Annotated in this window: 19 protein-coding genes; 9 read left to right on the top strand and 10 right to left on the bottom strand. The window is 58.8% G+C overall.

All coding sequences use genetic code 11. The annotated features are described in order from the left end of the window. Position 1 precedes the first annotated feature (1 nt). A complete protein-coding gene (locus tag AKU79_RS18625; protein WP_050525086.1) occupies positions 2–1099 on the bottom strand; it encodes an FAD-binding protein in 1098 nt (365 codons plus the stop codon). A gap of 135 nt (positions 1100–1234) precedes the next feature. Continuing rightward, positions 1235–2668 (bottom strand): FAD-linked oxidase C-terminal domain-containing protein, encoded by a 1434-nt coding sequence (locus AKU79_RS18620; RefSeq protein ID WP_050525085.1) that lies wholly within the window; start codon positions 2666–2668, stop codon positions 1235–1237. A 159-nt stretch (positions 2669–2827) separates the two neighbouring features. Between AKU79_RS18620 and AKU79_RS18615 the strand changes: the two genes are divergently transcribed. Continuing rightward, positions 2828–3526 (top strand): DUF599 domain-containing protein, encoded by a 699-nt coding sequence (locus tag AKU79_RS18615; protein ID WP_050525084.1) that lies wholly within the window; start codon positions 2828–2830, stop codon positions 3524–3526. Between the two features lie 36 nt (positions 3527–3562). Then, a complete protein-coding gene (locus tag AKU79_RS18610) occupies positions 3563–3916 on the top strand; it encodes a hypothetical protein (protein WP_050525083.1) in 354 nt (117 codons plus the stop codon). Between the two features lie 28 nt (positions 3917–3944). Here AKU79_RS18610 and AKU79_RS18605 read toward each other — a convergent pair whose 3' ends face one another. The 4 genes from AKU79_RS18605 to AKU79_RS18590 are packed head-to-tail and all read right to left on the bottom strand — an operon-like array spanning position 3945 to position 10667. Beyond that, positions 3945–6020 (bottom strand): hypothetical protein, encoded by a 2076-nt coding sequence (locus tag AKU79_RS18605; RefSeq protein WP_050525082.1) that lies wholly within the window; start codon positions 6018–6020, stop codon positions 3945–3947. Beyond that, the gene (locus AKU79_RS18600; RefSeq protein WP_050525122.1) at positions 6017–8779 is read right to left on the bottom strand and encodes a DUF4159 domain-containing protein; all 2763 of its coding nucleotides are present in this window, start codon (positions 8777–8779) and stop codon (positions 6017–6019) included. Before AKU79_RS18600 ends, AKU79_RS18605 begins: the two co-directional genes overlap by 4 nt. Then, positions 8779–9660, bottom strand: coding sequence for a DUF58 domain-containing protein (locus AKU79_RS18595; RefSeq protein ID WP_050525081.1), 882 nt, complete (start codon positions 9658–9660; stop codon positions 8779–8781). The genes AKU79_RS18600 and AKU79_RS18595 overlap by 1 nt, the downstream gene beginning before the upstream one ends. Beyond that, the gene (locus AKU79_RS18590) at positions 9657–10667 is read right to left on the bottom strand and encodes an AAA family ATPase (protein WP_050525080.1); all 1011 of its coding nucleotides are present in this window, start codon (positions 10665–10667) and stop codon (positions 9657–9659) included. The genes AKU79_RS18595 and AKU79_RS18590 overlap by 4 nt, the downstream gene beginning before the upstream one ends. Before the next feature lie 85 nt (positions 10668–10752). Here AKU79_RS18590 and AKU79_RS18585 point away from each other — a divergent pair, with 85 nt between their 5' ends. From AKU79_RS18585 to polA, 3 genes are all read left to right on the top strand, one after another. Next, positions 10753–11331 carry a DUF1285 domain-containing protein gene (locus AKU79_RS18585; protein WP_050525121.1) on the top strand — a complete coding sequence of 193 codons (579 nt, stop codon included), beginning with the start codon at positions 10753–10755 and terminating at the stop codon, positions 11329–11331. Between the two features lie 196 nt (positions 11332–11527). After that, the gene (locus tag AKU79_RS18580) at positions 11528–11710 is read left to right on the top strand and encodes a zinc-finger domain-containing protein (protein ID WP_050525079.1); all 183 of its coding nucleotides are present in this window, start codon (positions 11528–11530) and stop codon (positions 11708–11710) included. A gap of 365 nt (positions 11711–12075) precedes the next feature. Continuing rightward, a complete protein-coding gene (gene polA / locus AKU79_RS18575) occupies positions 12076–14880 on the top strand; it encodes a DNA polymerase I (protein WP_050525078.1) in 2805 nt (934 codons plus the stop codon). A gap of 108 nt (positions 14881–14988) precedes the next feature. Here the strand turns inward: polA and AKU79_RS18570 are convergent, their stop codons facing one another. Further along, positions 14989–15366, bottom strand: a complete 378-nt coding sequence (locus AKU79_RS18570; RefSeq protein WP_050525077.1) for a histidine triad nucleotide-binding protein — start codon at positions 15364–15366, stop codon at positions 14989–14991. 3 nt (positions 15367–15369) lie between these two features. After that, the gene (locus AKU79_RS18565) at positions 15370–16947 is read right to left on the bottom strand and encodes a DUF5928 domain-containing protein (RefSeq protein WP_050525076.1); all 1578 of its coding nucleotides are present in this window, start codon (positions 16945–16947) and stop codon (positions 15370–15372) included. A gap of 148 nt (positions 16948–17095) precedes the next feature. Here AKU79_RS18565 and AKU79_RS18560 point away from each other — a divergent pair, with 148 nt between their 5' ends. After that, complete coding sequence (locus AKU79_RS18560) at positions 17096–17914, top strand: sulfotransferase family protein (protein ID WP_050525075.1); 819 nt, start codon at positions 17096–17098, stop codon at positions 17912–17914. Positions 17915–18268: 354 nt separating this feature from the next. Here AKU79_RS18560 and AKU79_RS18555 read toward each other — a convergent pair whose 3' ends face one another. Continuing rightward, positions 18269–19261 carry an adenosine kinase gene (locus AKU79_RS18555; protein ID WP_050525074.1) on the bottom strand — a complete coding sequence of 331 codons (993 nt, stop codon included), beginning with the start codon at positions 19259–19261 and terminating at the stop codon, positions 18269–18271. Continuing rightward, a complete protein-coding gene (gene nth, locus AKU79_RS18550; protein WP_050525120.1) occupies positions 19258–19902 on the bottom strand; it encodes an endonuclease III in 645 nt (214 codons plus the stop codon). The genes AKU79_RS18555 and nth overlap by 4 nt, the downstream gene beginning before the upstream one ends. A gap of 115 nt (positions 19903–20017) precedes the next feature. Here nth and AKU79_RS18545 point away from each other — a divergent pair, with 115 nt between their 5' ends. The 3 genes from AKU79_RS18545 (at position 20018) to AKU79_RS18535 (ending at position 22534) form a co-directional block, all read left to right on the top strand. Continuing rightward, positions 20018–20884 carry a methylated-DNA--[protein]-cysteine S-methyltransferase gene (locus AKU79_RS18545; RefSeq protein ID WP_050525073.1) on the top strand — a complete coding sequence of 289 codons (867 nt, stop codon included), beginning with the start codon at positions 20018–20020 and terminating at the stop codon, positions 20882–20884. 106 nt (positions 20885–20990) lie between these two features. After that, on the top strand, positions 20991–21632 hold the full coding sequence (locus AKU79_RS18540; protein WP_050525072.1) for an OmpA family protein: 642 nt from the start codon (positions 20991–20993) through the stop codon (positions 21630–21632). Between the two features lie 134 nt (positions 21633–21766). Beyond that, complete coding sequence (locus AKU79_RS18535; RefSeq protein ID WP_050525071.1) at positions 21767–22534, top strand: FadR/GntR family transcriptional regulator; 768 nt, start codon at positions 21767–21769, stop codon at positions 22532–22534. The last annotated feature ends 71 nt before the right edge of the window (positions 22535–22605 follow it).

Genomic DNA, 22605 nt, shown 5'->3' with positions numbered 1-22605 from the left:
CCTATCCCATCAAACTGCGGTTCAAAGTACCCTTCGGGTCAAACTTGGCCCGCAAGCCTGCAGTCAGCGCCGCAATCGCCGGCGCTTCGGGCTGAAAGGCCGGAACCTGCGCGAAACCGGCCTCGGCCCGTATCAAGCTGGCATGCCCACCCAGCGGTGCAATCACCCCGCGCACATCTACCGGCTCTTCTACCCGCGCCCAGATCAGGCCGCCGCCCCAGTCACACAGGGTTTGCGCCCCTGCCAAACCCGCCAGAACCTGCACCATATCCGACGGTTTAACCGAAATCCGCCACACCTGCCCCGGCTTGCCTGCAAAGGCCTGCACATCACGAATTTCCAGCCATAGCGCGGCACTCGTCGCGGCGTCCACCGCCTGCCAGCCTGCGCCCAGCAATTTGGCCAAAGCCGCAGTCCGATACGCCACCGACCCCGCCATCCCTTCTATCCGCAAACGAACCTGGCCCCCTAGATAGGCTGCTCCCGTCACCTCAAAAGGCGAGCCAAGCGCTTGTGACATCGCCTGCACCGCCGCAGCAGGGTCCAACGCATCACGGATCAGGGTCGCCTCGACCTCGGGTCTCGGCAGCACTTTAAAGGCCACCTCGCTTAATACGCCCAAACAGCCGTGGCTGCCCGCTATCAACTTAACCAGATCATAGCCGGTGACGTTCTTCATCACCCGCCCGCCGTTCTTGATCACTGTTCCGACCCCGTCGACAAACCGCACCCCGATCAAGCTGTCCCGGCACGCCCCTGCCTGAATACGCCGCGGCCCCGAGGCATTCGCTGCCACAACCCCACCAATGGTCGACACGCCCTCGCGCTGCAACAACCCGCGCAAATCCGGCACCTCAAACGGCAGGCGCTGCCCGCCTCGCGCCAGCTCTGCCTCTACCTGCGCCAGCGGTGTGCCTGCCGCCGCAACAATCGTCAGCGCCCCCGGCTCATAAAGCGAAATTCCAGACAACCCTGACGTCTCCAACACCTCGCCCACAGGTGCAGGGCCGATCGACCGCGTGCCGCCCCCCACAACCCGCAACGGCCCCGCCGCATCTCGGATCGCCTCGGCCAGTTCCAACTCATTGGCAGGTCTCATTCCGCTGCCCTTTCTTTTCGGCAAAAATATCCTCGGGGGCGCGGGGTGGTTCGCCATTGGTTCAAGAACCACCCGGCGCGGGGGGCAGACAGCCCCCCAGCTCTTGGTTTGGGCCAAAGGGGGAACCCCCGGCAGTCACACGGCACGGCGGCTGGCGGTAATATCCAACGGAAATACCTTGGCAGGGTTCAGCAACCACTTGGGGTCAAACACATCTTTCACCCAAAGCTGCGCTTCCATATCCGCAGGCGCAAATTGCACTTTCATCAAGTCACGCTTTTCAATGCCCACGCCATGCTCGCCGGTCAGGCAGCCCCCAACCTCGACACATAGTTTCAACACATCGGCGCCAAAGGCCTCGCACAGCTCCAAATCGCCTGGCTTATTGGCATCAAACAAAATCAGAGGGTGCATATTGCCATCGCCCGCGTGGAACACATTGGCCACATCCAACCCGTATTCCTTGCTCATCTCGCCAATCCGGCGCAGCACGAAAGGCAGGCTTGAAACCGGAATAGTGCCGTCCAAACACATGTAATCATTGATACTTCCCATCGCCCCAAAGGCCGATTTTCGCCCCAGCCAAATGCGCTTGGCCTGGTCTTCATCTGCGGCCTCACGCAGCTCAATAGGGTTGTGACGCTTGGCAATCTCGATAATCAGTGCCAGTTGCTCGTCAATCTCGGGCTTAGAGCCCTCGACCTCAACAATCAGCAAGGCTTCACACTTAGGATAGCCAGCTTTGGCAAAGGCTTCGGTTGCCTCGATGCAGGGACGGTCCATGAATTCGATCGCCACAGGCAGAATGCCCGCTTTGATAATGTCCGACACGCATTCACCTGCAACTTCGTTGCTGTCAAAGCCCATCAACACAGGCCGCGCGCCTTCGGGTTTCGGCAAAATGCGTAAAACCGCCTCGGTCACGACCCCAAGCTGCCCTTCGGAGCCGCAAATTACGCCCAACAGATCAAGGCCAGCTGCATCCAGATGCGCGCCACCGATTTCCAGCACGGTGCCGTCCATCTGCACCAACGTCACGCCCAACAGGTTATTCGTCGTCACCCCATATTTCAAACAATGCGCCCCGCCCGAGTTCATGGCGATATTGCCCGCAATGGCGCAGGCAAGTTGGCTGGAAGGATCGGGCGCGTAAAAGAACCCGTCACTTTCCACAGCGCCCGTCACGCTCAGGTTCGTACGCCCCGATTGCACGCGGATAAAACGGTTCGGGTAATCGGTTTCAAGCACATCATGCATCCGCGCCACACCAAGGATCACGCAATCCCCCGTGGGCAAGGCGCCACCGGCAAGCGATGTCCCTGCCCCACGTGGCACCACAGGCACGCCCATCTGGTGACAAATGCGCAGCACATCCGATACCTCGGCGGTGGTTCGCGGCAGCACTGCGACAAGGGGCGGGCAGCGATAGGCGGTCAATGCGTCGCATTCATAGGCGCGAACTTCGGCCTCATCAAAGATCACGGCGTCATCGGGCAAAACCTCTTGCAGCGCCGCTATGATAGCCGGTTTGCGCGCAACAATTGCCGCGTCAATCTTTGGCATTTCCATAGGCTAGCCCCCTCTACCCCAAGCAACTGGTAAGTTTATATAACCAATACGGCCATCAATCAAGTATTCCTTTGCCGCGCCGAATGAATGGCTTTCGCGGCCCCGCCGTTTCAGGGTATGGCCTAGCGACACGGTTTAGCAACAGGCAGGCACACCCCTATGACAATGCCCCAAATGCTCTCGGCCTTTACCCCTTGGGATTTGGCGGCTGTTGCGCTTTTATTGATGGCGGCGGTTCTGATTGATTGGATTGTCGAACATCCACCTGCCAAGCGCCCCTCGGTCACGGTGCTGATGATGCAATACCGGCGCGACTGGATGGCGCAGTTTGTCACCCGTCAGCCCCGCATTTTTGATGCAACAGTGGTCGATAGCCTGCGCCAAGGCACCGCGTTTTTCGCCTCGGCCTGCATGATTACGTTGGGCGGCGGCATTGCGGTCATCGGCAATCGCGAGCGGCTGGATATGTTGGCGGCTGATCTGACATTGGATGCCCAAGGTGTGGTGCTGGAAATAAAGGTTGGGCTTGTACTGCTGTTTGTCGCTGATGCCTTGCTGAAATTCATCTGGGCGCACCGGTTGTTTGGGTACTGCACGATCATGATGGCGGCTGTTCCAAATGAACCCGAACATGCCGATGCCTATACCCGCGCCGCCGACGCTGCCGAGATCAACATCACAGCCGCGCGCAGCTTTAACAAAGGTCTGCGGTCGATCTATTTCGCTTTGGGGGCGCTCGGCTGGTTGTTGGGTCCGTGGGGGTTGTTTGCCACGGTTATGATAACAATCTCGGTTCTGCTGCGGCGCGAATTTTTCAGCGCCTCGCGGGCGGTCATCCTGCATCGCACGCATCCGTGATTTCCTTGGATCGGCTGGCTGTGGCACGGTTAGGGTATGAAATATCTTTTGCCTTTGCTGGCCCTAATGGTCGGCCCTGCCCTAGCCGAGCCGCCAGCCATTGTCTCTGCGATTGCCACAGCTACGGGCGATACGTGGCGGTTTGATGTAGCCTTGCGCCACCCCGACACAGGGTGGGACCATTACGCCGATGCGTGGGAGGTGCTGTCGCCCAATGGCGAGCGCCTTGGCCTGCGTGTTTTGGCCCATCCGCATGAGAATGAGCAACCATTCACAAGGTCGCTTGCGGGGGTCGCAGTGCCACAAGGTACGGACTATGTGATGATCCGCGCGCGCTGTCTGGTTGATGGCTGGGCCGACACTTTGGTGCAGGTACACCTGACCGAATAAGCACTGCCAATTCAATCGTCGCTTGAAATCAACCCTTTTGGCTAGCGCGCCCTTTGCGCCCTTCGACCAACCATGCAGACATTGCAAGCCCTGCGGCCAGCAGCAACCAGACCCACGCAGGCAGCAAGGCCGCGACGCGGATATCTTGCGTCAAATAGGCCCCGCGCGGGGTGATGCCGATCCAGCCTCGGCCGGCTGCGACGCGCCCTTCATCCACCGTGCGAATATCGGGTGTGCCTTGCCGCAGCAACAAGATGCCGCCGCGCGTGGGTGTTACGACGGGTTCCAACTTGTCACCGCTGGCGATGGTTTCCTCAAACTCCTTTGGCGCCGAGGGGCCAAGCGCCATGACGGTGGAAAGCGTGCCTTGGGTCATTTTATACAGCCCTATTTCCGGCGCATCCCAACTGGCGGAATAACGGCCCGGCGCAATTTCGGGCAGCATCAGCTCGGTTTTTGTGCCATCGGGCGCGGTAATCGTCACTGGCCCTGGCGCGTCACCGATTGTACGGCGCGTCAGGGTCAGCCTTTGACCGACGGCCGAGGCAACCAGCGCCTCTTCCTCAAGATCGGGCTCTTTCATCATCCAATGTGCAAGGCGACGCAGCAGTTCCAACTGCGGCCCGCCGCCCTCATAGCCCCTGCCCCATAGCCACATCTGGTCAGAGCCCAACACCGCAATCCGCCCTTGGTCAACACGGTCCAGCACCAGCAAGGGCTGGCCGTCGATGCCAGACATCACCGCCTGCCCCGATTTTTGCACCAATCCGATTTGGCGGAACCAGCGGCCCCAGCCCCCCTGCGGCGCCAGTTTTTCCAACCCTTCGGTCACGGGATGGCGCTTGCCCAGGTCCGTCAAACCCGGGCGAAAGCCTTGCTCATAGACGCGGCTGGTGGCATCGACAGGCATGATTTCGCCAAGGGGCGACCGCCAGAGGCTGTCGGCCGAGCCAAATTCGGGGCCTGCGGCAACCAGAACCGTACCGCCGCGTTTAACGTAATCACGCACATTTTGCAGATATGACGTAGGCAGAATGCCCCGCAGGCGGTAGCGATCAAAGATAATCAGGTCAAATTCGTCAATCTTTTCAACGAATAATTCGCGGGTTGGAAAGGCGATCAACGACAGCTCGCTTACCGGAATGCCGTCTTGCTTTTCCGGCGGGCGCAGAATGGTGAAGTGCACAAGATCAACCGACGGGTCCGATTTCAGCAGGTTGCGCCAGACGCGTTCGCCCGCGTGTGGTTCGCCCGAAACAAGCAGAACGCGCAACCGGTCCCGCACGCCGTTGATCTGCACAACGGCAGCATTGTTGCGGTCGGTCAGCTCGCCTTCGGTCACAGCTACCTGGAATTGCAGCACATTCATGCCGCCGTGCGGCAAGGTGACGGGCAGTTCCAGATCTTCGCCCACCGGCACGCGGTAAGATTGCGGGTCGCCCCCGTCAATCGCGATGGAAATCATGGCCGACCCTGCGACATCTGCGGGCACTGCGCCTTGGTCATCAATGCGCAGGGTCAGCGTGACAGATTCGCCCAAAATGGCAAAAGCAGGAGCGTTTTTGATAATCAGGCGGCGGTCCCAATCGCGTGCCTCGCCTGTCAGCAAGACATGCAAAGGCGCGGGCATATTCGGGGCCACAGGCATATCATGCGCCTGCCCATCGGTAATCAATATGGCGCCAGCGACACGTGCCCGCGGCTCTTCGGCCAGTGCCTCGGAAAGCGCGGTCATCAACTGGGTACCGGCATCGCCATCGCCGTCACCCACCCGCACTACGCGCAATTCGGTATTGGGCAAGCTGGCGATTTCGGCCTGCACGCGGGCCAATGCCGCCTCTGATTGGGCGGAACGGTTGCCAATGCGCTGACTTGCGCTGTCATCCACCACCGCAATCACAATATCCGAAAGCGGTTCACGGTCTTCGCGCTGGACCGAAGGGTTGGCGATAGCGGCGAGCAAGGCCAGCGCCCCCAAGCCACGCAATGCCCAGCCCGAAAGGCCGCGCCACAGGCCAAAGCCCACAATCAGCAAAGCCGCCAGTGCCAGCGCATACAGCGCCAGCATCGGGATCAGCGGATCAAGGATCAGGGTTCCCGTCATTGCCCCAACCTTTCCAACAACGCAGGCACATGGACCTGATCGGATTTATAATTGCCGGTCAACACATGCATGATCAGGTTGATGCCGAAACGGGTGGCAATCTCGCGCTGACGCTCACCTGTATATCCGCGCCCGATGGGGAACATCGCCGAGCCATTCTCATTCAACGCCCAAGCGGCCGCCCAATCATTCGCGCCAATTACCACAGGCGTCACACCATCATTCAGGTTGCGAAACGGCATCCCTTCGGCTTGTTCAGCATCGGGGGGGGCCGCCTCGACCCATAATTCGCGGCGGGTATAGCGACCGGGAAAATCCTGCAACAGGTAAAAGCTGCGGGTCAGCACATGGTCTTCGGGCAAGATTTCCAGCGGTGGAATATCAAGCGGCGCGGCCAGCAATTGCAGCTTGCGCGCTTGCGGGGTTTGGCCCGCGCCTGCGATGTCGCCATCGCGTGTGTCAAACAAGATCATCCCGCCTGTGCGCAGATAGCGGTTCAGTTTACTATAGGCCGCGGCCGAAGGACTGGGTTGATCCATCGTGATGGGCCAATACAGGAACGGGAAAAACAGCAGCTCATCAGTTTCGAGGTTTACCGCCAGCGGCAGATCCGGCTCTACCGTTGTGCGCTCATACAAACGCTGGCCAAGACCGCGCAGACCGGCCTCGGACACGCGATCAACCTTGGCGTCGCCCGTTACGACATAGCCCAAACGCACGGCTGTCGTTGCCTCGATTGCACGCGCATCTTGGTCTTGGGCGCGCAGCACATCAGGCGACAGCAGCGCAAGACCCAGCAGCAAAACAGCCGTATTGCGCAAGCCCCCGATCAACCGCCCCGACAGCGCCAGGGCTGCCAGAACATCTAGCAAAAGCAGTGACAGGGCGATTGCCAGTGCAGCGCCTTTCAAGGCCTGTTCCGCTTGCACCTCTAACCCTTCGCGCGCGACCGAGGCAGGCCAAACCGGCGCGGCCAAAGTGGTATCGGGCGCAATGACATTCAGCGCGATCCGGCGGTCATCGCCTGCGTAAAGCCCCGGCGGCAGTTTGGCCGAGGGACCGCTGGCCAAAGCCGCAGCAAGGGCCGTGCCGTCAACGCCCGCAACCTCGCCCGCGCTGCCCATGGTACCAAAGGCATTCAGCGCCACTTGTGGCACCCAGATCTGGCCTTCCAGATCGGCGGCATCGGGGCTGGCGGGGCGGGTCGATACCGCCAACCTTTCCAGCATTTGGACGAAAAGCCCCGACAGCGGCAGGGTCGACCATTCTGCGTTGGCGGTGACGTGGAACAGCACAACCTGTCCCTGCCCCACCGCCTTGCGAGTGACCAAAGGCGTGCCATCAGCCAGCGCCGCAATCGTGCGGCTGGCAAGATCGGGGTCGGGTTGCGCCAAAACTTGGGCCGTTACGGTCACGTCATCCGCAATCGGCAAGCCGTAGAACGGCGAGCCCTCGGCAAAGGGTGCCAGCGCTTTGGGTTCACCCCAGCTCATCGCGCCGCCGACATTGCGGCCGCCCATGCGCAGGCGCACAGGCATCAGCGCATCCTCGGTATCGCGGCTGACCTCGGACGCGGCAAGACGGGGACCGGCAAAGCGCAAAAGCAACCCGCCTTTGTCCAGCCAATCCAGAATTGCGTCATTTTCATCGGGCGACAGCGTGGCGACATCGGCCAGCACAATCACATCCGGATTGGCTAGTACCACATCTGCCAAACTGCCATCAATCAATTCTGCAACAGGTTCCAGCGCTTGGCGCAGGTAATGGGTGGGGGCCAAAAGCTGCAGCCCTTCGGCACCGCGACTGCCGGAAATAAGCGCCACTTTGCGGCGTTTCAGGCTGTCGTCTGTCAACGTCACCGCACCGGCCGAGCGGATGCCAGCAATTTCAAACCGGTTGATGCGGTTGCGCAACTCGGGCGGCAGGGAAAGGGCCGTTTCGGCAGTCGCCACATTTGCCGCAAAAGTCATTGGCACGCGGGCCAGTTCGCGTTCAATTCCCGCAGGGTCAAGACCACGGGCCGAGATTTCGATTTCGGCCTGATCCGTCGCAGGCAGACGGGTGGCCGAAAGCTTGATTGCGCCATCGGCAAACTGCGCGGGGCGCAGGGCGATCACGGGGCGCGGGCTTTCGAACACTGTAACCGCGCCGCGCGATTGCAGGGCCGTAAGCAAGGACGCCCGATCCGGATGGTCTACACCATCCGACAGCCAAAAGCTGGAAAAATTGCCCGCAGGCAAGTTGCCCGACCAGCCCTTGAAGTCGGGGTTCCACGGTTTCGGCGCCAGCCCTGCCATCAGCGGCGCTATGGCATTGGCGGCCTGAAAAACGCTTTCCGACGGTGCATCGGTAAGCCGGATAAGCGCCACGGGGCGGCCCGCACGGCCGGCCGCATTTATCATGTCCGTCGCACGATCCACACGCCGCGCCCAATCGCGCGCATCGGCCCAAGAGCCATCGATCAGTACCAAAAGCGGCTCGGTTTCGGCCTGATCGCGTTGCACGGGGTTCAGTACCGGACCCGCAAAACCGATGATTGCCGCAGCAAGGGCTGCCATGCGCAGCAACAGCAGCCACCACGGTGTTTTATCAGCCTCGGCCTCTGCATCCTTTAGCCCCAAAAGCAGCGCCACACCGGGAAAGCGGCGGCGGATTGGTGCAGGCGGCACCGCGCGCAGCAACAGCCACAGCACCGGCAAAGCGACCAGCCCCAGTAGCAACAGCGGCGCTGTAAACCCTATGGGCCCAAGCATAAACATCAGCGCCCCCGTTCCATCGCCGCGAACAACCACAAAAGCGCCGATTGCGCAGATTGGCCGGTATGGTGGCATAGGTAGTGCCAGCCCGAGGCGCGGGCAAGGGTTTCCAGCCGTGCTTTACGTTCGGCAAGCCGGTCGAGGTAACGCGTGCGCAAATCGCCCGCGCGCAAGGTTTCATGGCGCAAACTGCCGCCCATGGATTCGAATATCGTGCGGCCATCAAAAGGAAATTCTTCCTCGGCCGGATCAAGGATTTGCACCAAAGCGCCCTGAACGCCACGATCTGACGCCAAGCCCAGTGCGGTTTCAACCTGCTCTGGGTCGCCCAGAAAATCCGAAAAGAAAACGGCGCGGCTGTGGCTGGTCAGGTTGCCCACGTTGGGGGTGCCATAATCAGGGCTGTCGGTTGTGGCCGCCATGCCTTGCAGCAAATGCAACAGTTGCGCACGCCCCGCGCGCGGGCGCGCGGCATCGCCTGTCAGGCCCACACGCTCGCCCCCGCGCAGCAGCAAAACCGACAGCGCAAGCGCCAAAAGCTGGGCACGGTCGGCCTTGGTTGCGCGGGCGCTATCACCGGAAAACTGCAAGGACCGCGCCTGATCGACCCAAATCGACACAGTTTGTGCCGCCTGCCATTCACGTTCGCGCACGAAATGCTGGTCAGACCGCGCCGACCTGCGCCAATCGATCTGTGCCGCGCTATCGCCCGCATGGGCAGGGCGGTATTGCCAGAACTCGTCGCCCATGCCCGCACGGCGGCGGCCGTGATCGCCCAAGATCACCGTCGCAGCCAGATGCTCGGCCTGTGCCAAAAGCGCGGGCAGCGACGCGCCCAGACTTTCCGCACGCGACTGCAGGTCTATTGGCGCGGTTTGTGTCACGCTGCAGCCTCTAGCCCCAAACTGCGGCTGACGGTGGCGTCGATCAAGCCGGCGAGGCTTTCCCCCCGTGCGCGGGCGGCAAAGGACAGCGCCATACGGTGGATCAGAACAGGACGCGCCAGCGAGGCGACATCGGCCACCGAGGGCGCAAGCCGCCCGTCCAGCAAGGCCTGCGCGCGCACGGTCAGCATCAAGGCCTGTGCCGCACGCGGCCCCGGCCCCCACGAAAGTTGACCGCGCAGAGCCGCGCCTTCGGGTTCGTCGGGCCTGCAAGCGCGGACCAGATCAAGGATAGCTTCAACCACCTGCTCGCCCACCGGCATCCGGCGCAGCACCGATTGCGCGGCAAGCAGTTCGCCGGCGGTAAAGACGCCATGCACCTGCGCCTCTTCGGCACCTGTCGTGGCCAGCAAAATGTCACGCTCGGTCGCGCGGTCGGGGTAATGTACATCGACCTGCACAAGAAACCGGTCAAGCTGTGCCTCGGGCAGCGGATAGGTGCCCTCTTGCTCGATCGGGTTTTGGGTGGCGAGAACATGGAACGGGGCGCCAAGCGGGCGGTGCTTGCCTGCAATCGTGATCTCGCGTTCCTGCATTGCCTGCAACAGGGCCGATTGGGTACGCGGGCTGGCGCGGTTGATTTCATCCGCCATCAGAAGCTGGCAGAAAATCGGGCCTTCGATAAAGCGGAAGGCGCGGGTGCTGTCGCCGCTGTCCAGCACCTCGGACCCCAGAATATCGGCGGGCATCAGATCGGGGGTGAACTGGATGCGGTTGCCGTGTAACCCCATCACGGTGGACAAAGTGTCAATAAGCCGGGTTTTGCCAAGGCCGGGCAGGCCCACAAGCAGCGCGTGACCACCGCAGAGCAGTGACGCCAGCACGAGGTCAACCACCTTATCCTGACCGATGAACCGCTTGTTGATCGAGGCCTTGGCCGATTTCAGCTTTTCACCAAGCGCTTCGATTTCGGTGACCAAATGGGCGGCATCTGTTGTGTTGGGCATGACATTCCTCGGGCACAGGTTATATTAGGTCTATTAGAACGATTTATACCGCCGGGCACAAATGGCAAAAGCGGCGAAAGGACAATTGATTGTGAAGCCAACAGCAGAAGGTGTGATGAAGGCGGCGCAGGCTGCGGGCAAAGGCGCGGGACCGGCGCCTGTGCATCTGTGGAACCCGCCGTTTTGCGGGGATCTGGATATGCGGATCGCGCGGGATGGGACATGGTTTTACCTTGGCACGCCGATTGGGCGCCCTGCGCTGGTAAAGCTGTTTTCGAATATTCTAAAGCTGGAGGATGGCAAGTACTTCCTTGTCACCCCCGTTGAAAAAGTTGGAATCACCGTTGATGACGCGCCTTTTGTGGCCGTGGATTTTACTGCACAAGGTTCGGACGAAACCCAGGTTTTGACATTCGAAACCCAGGTCGGAGACAAAGTTGCAGCGGGACCGGATCACCCCATTCGCGTCGCATATGATGACGAAAGCGGCGAACCCTCGCCCTATGTCATGGTGCGTGCCGGGCTGGAGGCCTTGATCGACCGCAAATCGTTTTACCGTTTGGTGGAATTAGGTGTGCATCATCGGCAGGGCAACGATGCCTGGTTCGGACTATGGTCAAATGGGCAGTTTTTTCCTGTAATTCCAACTTCCGAGATGTTGTGACCGCTGCGGGGGGCCTTCTGCCCCCCCTGGCCTGACGGCCATTCCCCCCCAAGATATTTTTGGATAGATGATGCCTTGGGTCGTCGTGGCAAACGCATCGCTTTGCGGCAGGTTGATAAATTGGCAGCGACCCTTGCGGCACCCACCGGGATCGCTATCATAGCAGACGAAAGCTTTTTCGTAGAGAGATCAAAGTATGACCGCACCCGCCCCTGAAACCCGAGTCGTTTCGCAATGGAAAATCGCTTGTGACGGGGACGGACCGGCGTTGGGCCACCCGCGCGTTTGGCTGACAATTCCGCATGACTCCGGCTTTGTCGAATGTGGCTATTGCGACCGGCGTTATATTCACGAAAGCAAGGCCGACACAGTAAAGTGACATATGCGCCCGAGCCAAGCCCGGGCGAGTATGTGAGTTGTGAAGCCACGCTAGTGTTGGGCCATCCTTGTTGCAGGGATTGGCCATAGAGTCTCTACGGCTTGTGCGGGGGGCTAGTGCACCCCGCCGCGGCCGAACCTGATCGTTTCGGCAAACCTTTGGCCTGTTTGCCAGCAGGAATTAAGGATTGGCTTTTATTTGCATCAATGAACAGTCTCTTTGCGCTACATCTGCGCAGGCGGTGTGCAGGCAGGATGGTATTTTGACACCTGATCAACGCCTGCAATCCGGACCTGTGCATTCCACAGGTAGACCCCCGCGCCCGTCCATGCGATGTAAGAACAAACGCGCGGGGAGACTTGAACATGAGCGAGACATTCGGCAAAGGCCACCATCTGCATCTGATCGACGGGTCGGCCTATATCTTTCGCGCCTATCACGCGCTGCCGCCCCTGACGCGCAAATCCGACGGCTTGCCGGTGGGCGCGGTGGCGGGGTTTTGCAACATTCTGTTTCGCTACCTTAACGACAATAAAAACGGCGATGCGCCAACGCATGTGGCTGTTATCTTTGACCATTCGTCAAAGACCTTTCGCAATGACATCTACCCCGAATACAAAGCCAACCGTCCCGAACTGCCCGAAGACCTGCGCCCGCAATTCCCGCTGACGCGCGATGCCACCCGCGCCTTTAACATCGCCTGCATTGAAACCGAAGGCTATGAGGCCGATGACATCATCGCCACCCTGTCGTGCAAGGCGCGCGATGCAGGGGGGGATGTGACGATCATTTCATCCGACAAGGATTTGATGCAGTTGGTTGGCAATGGCGTCAATATGCTGGACCCGATGAAAAACAAACTGATCGGCCCGGATGAGGTGTTTGAGAAATTCGGCGTTGCCCCAAACCGCGTGGTCGACGTGCAATCGCTGGCGGGTGACGCGGTTGACAACGTGCCGGGTGCGCCGGGTATAGGCATCAAAACCGCCGCTTTGCTTATTCAGGAATATGGCGACCTTGAAACCTTGCTGGACCGCGCGGGTGAAATCAAGCAACCCAAGCGCCGCGAAACCCTGCAAAACAACGCAGATCAAATCCGCATTTCCAAACGACTCGTGCAACTAGATTGCGACACCCCGCTGGATTTCACGCTGGAAAGCCTTGAGGTGCGCGAGCCACAAGCCGATGATTTGCTTGGGTTCCTGAACCAGATGGAGTTTCGCACCCTAACCAAACGCGTGGCTAACAGCCTGAAAGTGGCACCCCCTGCGGCCCCCGCAGCGGCTGAGACGACCGGGGCAGCTGGGGCCGAAGACGCGCCCGCCCTGCCCTTTGATCACGCCAAATATGAAAACGTCCGTGATGAGGCCGCACTTCAGGTCTGGCTCGACCGCATCTATGCGCGCGGCTATGTCGCTGTGGATACCGAAACCACCAGCCTTGATGAGATGCGCGCCGAGCTGGTTGGCATCTCGCTCTGCGTCGAGGCAGGGCAAGCCTGCTATATCCCGCTGGGTCATAAGCAAGGCGGCGGCGATCTTTTCGGCTCGTCAGACTTGACCGATGGCCAATTGCCACTGGCCACTGCGCTGGAAATGCTGCGGCCGATGCTGCAAGATGCCAGCATCCTTAAAATCGGTCAGAATATGAAATATGACGCGAAAATCTTTGCGCGTCAGGGTATTGCTGTGGCCCCGATGGATGACACGATGCTGATGTCTTCGGCGTTAAATGCGGGCCTGCACAACCACGGCATGGATACGCTTGCCGATACCTATCTGGGCCACACGCCGATCCCGATCAAATCGCTGCTTGGCACGGGCAAATCGCAAATCACCTTTGATCTGGTTCCTGTGGATGAGGCCGTGAAATACGCGGCCGAAGATGCCGATATCACCCTGCGCCTTTGGCAATTGTTCAAACCGAAACTGCATAGCAAGCAAGTCACCACCGTTTATGAAACGCTAGAACGCCCTTTGGTGCCGGTTCTGGCGCAAATGGAGATGGCAGGCGTGCAGGTTGACCGCGATACCCTGTCGCGCATGTCGAACGCTTTTGCGCAGAAAATGGCGGCGTTGGAGGACGAGATTCAAACCATGGCGGGCCGCCCCTTCAACGTAGGGTCGCCCAAACAATTGGGTGAGATCTTGTTTGACGAACTTGCCTTGCCCGGCGGCAGTAAAGGCAAAACAGGTGCCTATGCGACCGGTGCGGATATCCTCGAAGACTTGGCGACCGAGCATAAACTGCCCGGCCTCGTGCTGGATTGGCGGCAATTGGCCAAGCTGAAATCAACCTACACGGATGCGCTGCAAACCCATATCAACCCCGAAACAGGCCGCGTTCACACGTCCTACTCGCTGGTTGGCGCGGTCACGGGGCGGCTGTCTTCGACCGATCCGAACCTGCAAAACATACCCGTGCGAACGGATGAGGGCCGCCGCATCCGCGAGGCCTTTGTCGCCCCCAAGGACCGCGTTATCGTCAGCCTCGACTACAGCCAGATCGAACTGCGCATCCTGGCCCATGTCGCCGATATTCCTGCGCTGAAACAAGCGTTTAAAGATGGCATCGACATTCACGCCATGACGGCGTCCGAGATGTTCAACGTGCCACTTGAGGGCATGGACCCGATGATCCGCCGCCAAGCCAAAGCGATCAACTTCGGCGTCATTTACGGCATTTCGGGCTTTGGCCTTGCGCGCAACCTGCGCATCCCCCGTGCCGAGGCACAGGGCTTTATCGACCGTTATTTTGAGCGTTTCCCCGGCATCCGTGAATACATGGATGCAACCGTACAATTCGCCAAGGATAACGGCTATGTCCAAACCCTGTTTGGCCGCCGCATCCACACACCCGAAATCAACGCAAAAGGCCCCGCCGCAGGTTTTGCCAAACGCGCCGCCATCAACGCCCCGATACAAGGCACCGCCGCCGATATCATCCGCCGCGCCATGATCCGCATGCCAAACGCTATCCGCGACATTGATGCCAAAATGCTGCTGCAAGTGCATGACGAACTGCTGTTCGAGGTGGCCCATGACGCCGTAGACCCGCTGATCAAGGCGGCCCGCGACATCATGGAAGGTGCAGCCGCCCCCGCAGTCCATCTCTCGGTGCCAATCACCGTTGATGCGGGCAAAGGCGCCAATTGGGCCGAGGCGCATTAACCGCTCGCCCCATCATCTATCCCAAAATATCCCCGTGCGGCGCACGCCCGCGCGGCGAGCGCATTGCAAATCAGCGGCGCGTCAGCGCCTCAATTTAACAACTGCCTTTCAGGCCTTGGAAACCATCACACCCATCGGGCGCCCGCCCAAGATATGCATGTGGTAGTGCGGCACCTCTTGCAATCCATGCGCCCCCGCATTCGCTATTGCTCGAAAGCCCGCACCGGCATCCAGTGATACCCCCATTTGCTGGCAAACCTTAGCCGCCGCGCGGTGAAAATCCACCAACTCGGCCTCGGATGCCTCACCCGCGAAATGGTCAAAGCTGACATAAGCGCCTTTGGGAATCACCAAGACATGCACTGGCGCCGCAGGGTTGATATCATGAAAGGCCAGTGTGTGTTCGGTTTCCAGTACCGTTTTATTCGGAATCTCACCGCGCAGGATACGGGCAAAAATATTGGTATCGTCGTAGGTATAGGCCATGTTTCAATCCACAAACAGATGGTTGGTTTCCGCGATCTCTCGCGCTTTTTCAATATTGATATCAAGAAACGCCGCCAAAGCCACGGCGTTTTCGGCAGGTGCCGCCGCTTCGCGCAATCGCAACAAGCCGCTGAAATCGGCATCCCGGATCATATCGCTTTCAAACTTTACGTCATAGCGAATGGTCGGCAACAACCGGTCAAGCACCTCTTGCGGGGTTTGATCACCGGCAAGCCCCACGCGGCGCGCATGGCCAATCAAAAACGCATCGCTGAACGCGCATTCCACCTCTAGCAAGCGAACCGTCGATTTATCTGAGACAAAATCGCGCATCAGGTCAACATTGGCAGGGTCGATACAGACGATCAACATATCGGTTTGCCAATAGTCAAACAACATCCGCACCAATGCCCGCCGATGCCGTGTACGCTTTTCCAAAGTGGATTGAATGCCGCCCAGATCTGGCAACGGAGTCGAGGCCTCGTTGAACACATAATCCACGGCCGCAATTCCGGTAACGGCCCTGATGCGTTCAACCAGCCGCTTGGCAACATGCCACTTCTTGCAAACCACCAACAACAGCGTACGCTCGCGGCCAAGGCTGCTTTCTGTTTCCCAAAACCGTGGCGCAAAACGGCGACCGATCCGGCCGCGGCCCGTCAAGAATTGAAACAGGCTGCGGCCTTCGTTGGAAATCGGAAAATCCACCCCGCTTTCGGCATAGAGCCGCCCCAAACGCTCTTTCAAGCTGGTCGCATCGACCGAGATCTTGCGGGCAAAGAGATAATCCTGACTAAGCAGCAGATCATAGTGATCGTTGTAAAAGGTAACCGGCATGCCATAATCGGTGAACATCAAAAACGTCAGCGACCGCGTGCGAATTTCATGTTCCGGCACCAAATGGCGGACCAAGGTTTGAAAAAACGTCTCATCCGGAATCCAGGTCGTTCTGAAAAACCGGATCACATCGCGGCGTCTGTCACAAAATTCCAGCAATGCCTCAATCGTGCGGCGCCGCAGGCACCACCACTGGCTGCCAATTTGCACCTGCAAATCTGCAGGCACTTTGCGGGCCAGCCCAAGCCGCTTTTGCAGCCGCATCGAGGCATAGAACGCCGCCTTTTGTTCGCGCTCATTAAACCAGTGTCGATAGATCAGGCGCTCTTCCGTGATCCCTGTCTTGATCCAACCGGATTTGAAAAAGTCAAAGCTTTCAATGTAATCCACATCTTCTTTGTCCAGCAGGTCATGGGCATATTCGGCGGTTTTGATCGGCATGCAGTCACCCGACAGCATGTAAAAATGCGTGGCGCGAGGAAAGGCTGTTACTGCCGCGCGCACCGCAAGCAGCGTGGCGGCAACAAGGCTCCACGCGCCCCAACCACATTTCAGCCGTTTGCGCGCAAATGTAATCGACGGGTTCGACGCCAATGCGTCGCGAATAGCGTCAAAATCCTGCGGTCGTGCCCGCGCATCAAAGTGGATTGAAACATAATCCCCGCCAGACGTCAGCCGCTCGGCCTGCGCGATAACACCCTTAGGGTCTTTATGAGACAGAAGAATATAGGCGATTTTTGCCATTACAGAAACTCTGAACCCTCATCTTGCCCCATTGTTTCCCTAAATACCTTTATCAGCCATTGAAATGACAGAGTTTCTTTGCTTTTTTGCAATCAAATCTCCCCAATCACCGGATAATCTGTGTGCAGGGCTATGGAGGCAGAGGTTTATGGGTTTTCCGGGTACATGGATGACAGAAAGCGAAAGCGTCATCTATCGTGTTGTTCCGAAATGTGCGTGTTCGACCATCGGTCAAATTATGTATTATTCCGACCATGGACAGTTTTTTGATGGCGACATTCACGACTCCTCCAATGGCCTGCATAAATGGGCGCAAGACTACAGTCAGGCACCTATCGAACGCAGTGTAAAGGCGGGGAAAACCTATGCCTTTACCTGCGTTCGAAACCCCTACACGCGCATTTTGTCGTCGTTTTTTGATAAGATCTGCGGCATCCAACGCAATGGCAAACGCTATCGTGGCAACCTTGTTCCATTGTTGGTCCAGAAATACGGCACCAAAGTTGGCGGTGATGATGGCAAGCAGGAATTTGACCAGATCAAAAGCTTTCGCCGCTTTCTTTTGTTCACCCGTGATACCATCCGCTGGCGCAAACCGATGGAACCCGACATCCATTGGTCGGCTATGTCTGGCCATGTCTCAACATTCATTGCCAATGGCGGCCGCTACAACAAGATTTTCTTTACTGAAAAATTCAATGACGGCATGGATGACGTTCTAAGCCACATCGACACGCCGCATAAAGTAGACCTGAAAGCGATTCCGAAGTTCAACGAAAGCGAAGGCCACGGCCCCAAACGCGCCCACCCTGTTGAGGCCTATTTCGATGATTTGTCGATGCATCTGGTCTGGGAAATCTACAAACGCGATTTCCAGCTGTTCAAATATGATTTCGACAATCCCGCCAATAAAATGCCGATTGCCGAAATTGATTTGGATGAGGTCCACGCAAAGCTGGGCGACTAGAGGTTCACGCCGCCCGGGCCCCATTGAGTGCCCGAGCATCACCCGGCCCTTGGTCGCGTCTATCAGGGCGCGCAGAGCCCCAAAGTGCGCGGACTGACCAGCCACGTACAGTCGGCTGGGCCATAAGTGCCTGGCTGATGCCAATAGCCATCGTCTGCCAGTACATTTTCAAAGGCAAACCCGCCGAAGATGCCAAAACCTGACACAGGCAGCGCCAAAAACCGTCACCGGCCTTCATCTTGGTCCAAATACCTAAATCCCTGCCCCAAAAAGCAACGGCTGCCCTATCCGCAATCCGCGATAGCAGCGCCAGGCCGATGGCTCCAAAGGGGCCTGAGGTCTGGCGCCCCGCCCTCAGATCACGTCATGCTGGGCAAACAGTTCCAACAAGTCAGCCTCGGGCCGCGCGCCGATATGGCTGATCACTTCAGAGGCCGCAATGTTGCCCATCCGTGCGGCAGTCTCATAGCTGTGCCCATTGGTAATCGCCCACAAGAATGCCCCCGCAAACAGATCCCCTGCCCCGGTTGCATCAACAATCTTGGTGGGCACCGCAGGCACGTGCCAGTGCTGCCCGTCTGCCAGCACATGCGCGCCATTCGCGCCATCCGTGCAGGCGACAATCGCTACATCCTTCGCCGCCGCTTGCAGCGCCGCGTCATAGTCATCTGTCTGATACATCGACAAAATTTCGGCGCGGTTGGCGAACAGCAGGTCCACATCCTCGACAATCATCTTGCGAAACGCATCGCGGTGGCGGTCAATGCAGAACGCATCCGACAAAGTAATGGAAACCTGCCCACCCGCGCCTTTGCAGGCCTCAATCGCGTCGGCAAAGGCTTGGTGGCTTTCCGGCCCGTCAAAGCGATACCCTTCCAGATAAATCCACTCGGCATTCGCCATCTGATCGGCATCAATATCGGCGGGGGTCAAGAACTCGGACCAGCCCAGGTAGGTGTTCATCGACCGCTCACCATCCGGCGTTACAAGCACAATGCAGCGTCCGGTTTCATGGCCACCATCCTTCGGCGCCATCTTGGTCTCATACACCGCGCCTTGCGCGCGCATATCATGGGCAAAGATCGCGCCCAACTGGTCATCTTTTACCTTGCCAACATAGGCCGTACGCCCGCCCAAATGCGCGATGCCTGCAATCGTATTGGCGGCCGACCCGCCCGAGATTTCCTTGGCCGGGCCGATACAGCCATAAAGCTCGACCGCGCGGCTCATATCGATCAGCTGCATGATGCCCTTGCCGATGCCGTTCGCATGCAGGAATGCGTCATCGGCATGGGCCAGCACATCCACCATCGCGTTGCCGATACCGACCACCTGAAACTTTTTCATATCGTTTTATCCTCATAGGGGCAGAGATCGCGGATCGGGCAGATCCCGCATTTGGGTTTGCGCGCAACACAGATATAGCGGCCATGCAAGATAAGCCAGTGGTGCGCATGGTGTTGAAATTCCGCGGGAACGTTATCTTCAATCGCGCGCTCTACGGCGTCGACATCTCGGCCGGCGCAAATGCCCGTGCGGTTGCCGATACGGAAAATATGGGTGTCAACGGCCTGCGCGGGCATGTGAAACCACATGTTCAGCACCACATTCGCCGTTTTGCGCCCCACGCCGGGCAAGGACTGCAGCGCGGCACGGCTTGATGGCACCTCGCCGCCGTAATCCGCCACCAAAATCTCGGCCATTTTCATCACATTCTTGGCCTTGGTGTTAAACAGCCCGATGGTCTTGATTGCCTCGGTCAGGCCCGCAAGCCCCAGATCAACCATCTTTTGCGGTGTATCCACTTGGGCAAACAGTGGCCGCGTGGCCTTGTTCACGCCCGCATCGGTTGCTTGCGCCGACAGCGCCACCGCCACCAACAAAGTATAGGCATTGGTGTGGAACAACTCACCTTTCGGTTCCGGCTCTATCGCCTGAAACCGGGTGAAAATCGCGTGCATCTGGTGATAGTCTAGCTGCTTTACCATTTCCAACCCTATGCCCAAATTGCGCTGTGTCTGCAAGGCTGGCCGGTAAATTTGCGCAGGAAACGGGTCGCGCCTGCCCCGCCACAACGCTAATCTGGGCAAAAGGGAGGCACCGATGCCAAACGATCTAAGTGACAGCTATCATTTCCACGTCATGCGCCGCGCGATTGATGCAATCGACGCACAGGATCAGCCCATGTCACTGGACCAACTTGCCGACACGATGGGAATGAGCCCCGCCCATTTTCAGCGATTGTTTTCGCAATGGGTCGGCGTATCGCCCAAACGCTATCAACAATACCTGACGCTCGATCATGCCCGCCGCTTGCTGGCCGACCGCTTTACCGTGTTGGAAACCAGCCTTGCCACCAATCTGTCGGGCACAGGCCGGTTGCATGATCTGTTCTTGCGGTGGGAGGCGATGAGCCCCGGTGACTACGCGATGGGCGGCGCGGGCCTGACCATCCGCTGGGGCTGGTTTGAAAGCCCGTTTGGCCCTGCCCTTGTGATGGGCACCGAGAAAGGCATTTGCGGGATCGGCTTTTTGTCAGAAACCACCGAGGCCGCAGCCATGCAAGACCTTACCTCGCGCTGGCCCAAGGCCCGGTTTGTCGCAGACGCCGAAATGCTGCGCCCTTGGGTAAAAACGGCCTTTGGTGCCGCTAAAACCAATGACAAAGCGCCGGTTTACATGATCGGCGCGCCGTTCCAGATAAAGGTTTGGGAGGCCCTGATGCGCATCCCCTCGGGGCATGTCACCACCTATTCCGAGATTGCCGCCGCCATTGGCCACCCCCGCGCGGTGCGGGCTGTGGGCACCGCCGTAGGGCGTAACCCCGTTAGCTGGCTGATCCCTTGCCACCGTGCCTTGCGCAAATCCGGCGCCTTGGGCGGCTATCACTGGGGATTGCCCGTCAAACGGGCGCTTTTGGCGTGGGAAGGCGCGCGGGCCGATCACGAAACACCGCTTGCCACAGGGTGATTGGCCAATTTCCGCCTAAGCCTTGGCTAGAAATGGTGCAGCCAATCGATTTCGAGTGTATGAAGAGTGGCTCCCCCTTTAGGGGCCAATGACATGAGGCTTTGAGATGATTTTGAAAACACCGATTGCCCTGCTGACGCTGGGCGCAATTACACTGGCAGGCTGCGTCCCGACCACCGAAGACAACCGTCGGCAAAACACGGGCGCCGTGACTGGCGCATTGCTGGGCGGCGCACTTGGCGCAACCTCGAAAGGCGACGACAAGCTGCTGAAAACCGTGGTTGGCGCCGGTATCGGTGCTGCGATCGGTGGCGCTATCGGTTCCAGCCTTGACGCACAAGCCGCCGAACTGCGCAATTCCATTGGCGACAACCGCGTGTCTATCACCAACACAGGTTCCGAACTGATCGTGAACCTGCCGCAAGACATCCTGTTCGCCACCGACAGCGCAACCCTGCGTGGTGATCTGACCCAGGATTTGCAGGCCGTTGCCCGCAGCCTGTTGAACTATCCTAACACCACTGTTCAGGTTGTAGGTCATACCGACAATACCGGCTCGGCCGCCTATAACCAGAACCTGTCGCAGCGCCGTGCGCAATCTGTCGCCTCGGTTCTGCAAGCCAATGGTGTTCCCGGGGGCCGCATTATTGCCATCGGCCGTGGTGAGGACCAGCCGATTGCGTCGAACCTGTCTGAGGCAGGCCGCGCGCAAAACCGCCGGGTCGAGATTGTTATCCGCCCGAACTGATTCTTTGAAAAACGCCAAAAAAGGGCGGGGATTTCCCCGCCCTTTTTTTTCATACCGCCACGCGCCAGCATTTAATCATTGAGACTTGCCCGCTCCGGTCATAGAATTTGACCAATACCGCAGCGGAGACTCTGATGCCCTTTGAACCCGTCCAAGCCGAGAAACTGTCTGCTGCCGTCATCCGGCAAGTCGAGCAGTTGATATTGCGCGGCATTTTGCGCGCCGGCGACCGGCTGCCCTCGGAACGCGAGCTCTCGGAACGCATGGGGGTCTCGCGGCCCAGCCTGCGCGATGCAATTGCCGAATTACAGACGCGCGGATTGCTCGACAGCCGTCCCGGCTCGGGTATCTTTGTTGCCGAGGTTCTTGGCTCGGCCTTCTCACCCGCATTGATCAACCTGTTTTCACAACACGAAGAATCTGTGTTCGACTACCTTGCCTTTCGTCGCGATATGGAAGGGCTGGCCGCCGAACGCGCAGCCAAGCTTGGCTCGGACACTGATCTGAAAGTAATCGACGCGATCTTTGCCAAAATGGAACTGGCGCATGGCAAACGCGCCTCCTCGGATGAGGCGGAACTCGACGCCGCCTTTCACATGGCGATTATCGAGGCGAGCCATAACGTCATCATGCTGCATATGATGCGGTCGATGTATGATCTGTTGAAACAGGGCGTATTTTACAATCGGCAGGTCATGTTTCGAAACAAGACCACCCGCTCAGTTCTTTTGGAACAACATCGCGCCATCAATAAAGGGTTGCAGGCCCGCGACCCTGTTGCCGCGCGATTGGCCGTAAATGCCCATCTTGATTTCGTCGAAGAGGCCCTGAGCGACCAGCTAAAGGCCGACAAAAACGAGGCGATTGCCCGCCAACGGTTTGAGCATGAGCTGTCGCGCTAGGTATTTCACCAAACCACCGCTAGATAACAAAAAACCCGGCACTATGGCCGGGTTTTTCAATTTGATTTTGC

It is taken from the genome of Pseudorhodobacter wandonensis (genome assembly GCF_001202035.1).
Taxonomy (GTDB): domain Bacteria; phylum Pseudomonadota; class Alphaproteobacteria; order Rhodobacterales; family Rhodobacteraceae; genus Pseudorhodobacter; species Pseudorhodobacter wandonensis.
Note: the sequence above shows the minus strand (reverse complement) of the source record. Positions and strands in the feature narration are given on the sequence as shown.

Coding starts and splice junctions, on each gene's coding strand:
- AKU79_RS18625 (WP_050525086.1), bottom strand. CDS start 1,099: ATGAGACCTGCCAATGAGTTGGAACTGGCCGAGGCGATCCGAGATGCG.
- AKU79_RS18620 (WP_050525085.1), bottom strand. CDS start 2,668: ATGGAAATGCCAAAGATTGACGCGGCAATTGTTGCGCGCAAACCGGCT.
- AKU79_RS18615 (WP_050525084.1), top strand. CDS start 2,828: ATGACAATGCCCCAAATGCTCTCGGCCTTTACCCCTTGGGATTTGGCG.
- AKU79_RS18610 (WP_050525083.1), top strand. CDS start 3,563: ATGAAATATCTTTTGCCTTTGCTGGCCCTAATGGTCGGCCCTGCCCTA.
- AKU79_RS18605 (WP_050525082.1), bottom strand. CDS start 6,020: ATGACGGGAACCCTGATCCTTGATCCGCTGATCCCGATGCTGGCGCTG.
- AKU79_RS18600 (WP_050525122.1), bottom strand. CDS start 8,779: ATGTTTATGCTTGGGCCCATAGGGTTTACAGCGCCGCTGTTGCTACTG.
- AKU79_RS18590 (WP_050525080.1), bottom strand. CDS start 10,667: ATGCCCAACACAACAGATGCCGCCCATTTGGTCACCGAAATCGAAGCG.
- AKU79_RS18580 (WP_050525079.1), top strand. CDS start 11,528: ATGACCGCACCCGCCCCTGAAACCCGAGTCGTTTCGCAATGGAAAATC.
- polA (WP_050525078.1), top strand. CDS start 12,076: ATGAGCGAGACATTCGGCAAAGGCCACCATCTGCATCTGATCGACGGG.
- AKU79_RS18570 (WP_050525077.1), bottom strand. CDS start 15,366: ATGGCCTATACCTACGACGATACCAATATTTTTGCCCGTATCCTGCGC.
- AKU79_RS18565 (WP_050525076.1), bottom strand. CDS start 16,947: ATGGCAAAAATCGCCTATATTCTTCTGTCTCATAAAGACCCTAAGGGT.
- AKU79_RS18560 (WP_050525075.1), top strand. CDS start 17,096: ATGGGTTTTCCGGGTACATGGATGACAGAAAGCGAAAGCGTCATCTAT.
- AKU79_RS18555 (WP_050525074.1), bottom strand. CDS start 19,261: ATGAAAAAGTTTCAGGTGGTCGGTATCGGCAACGCGATGGTGGATGTG.
- nth (WP_050525120.1), bottom strand. CDS start 19,902: ATGGTAAAGCAGCTAGACTATCACCAGATGCACGCGATTTTCACCCGG.
- AKU79_RS18545 (WP_050525073.1), top strand. CDS start 20,018: ATGCCAAACGATCTAAGTGACAGCTATCATTTCCACGTCATGCGCCGC.
- AKU79_RS18540 (WP_050525072.1), top strand. CDS start 20,991: ATGATTTTGAAAACACCGATTGCCCTGCTGACGCTGGGCGCAATTACA.
- AKU79_RS18535 (WP_050525071.1), top strand. CDS start 21,767: ATGCCCTTTGAACCCGTCCAAGCCGAGAAACTGTCTGCTGCCGTCATC.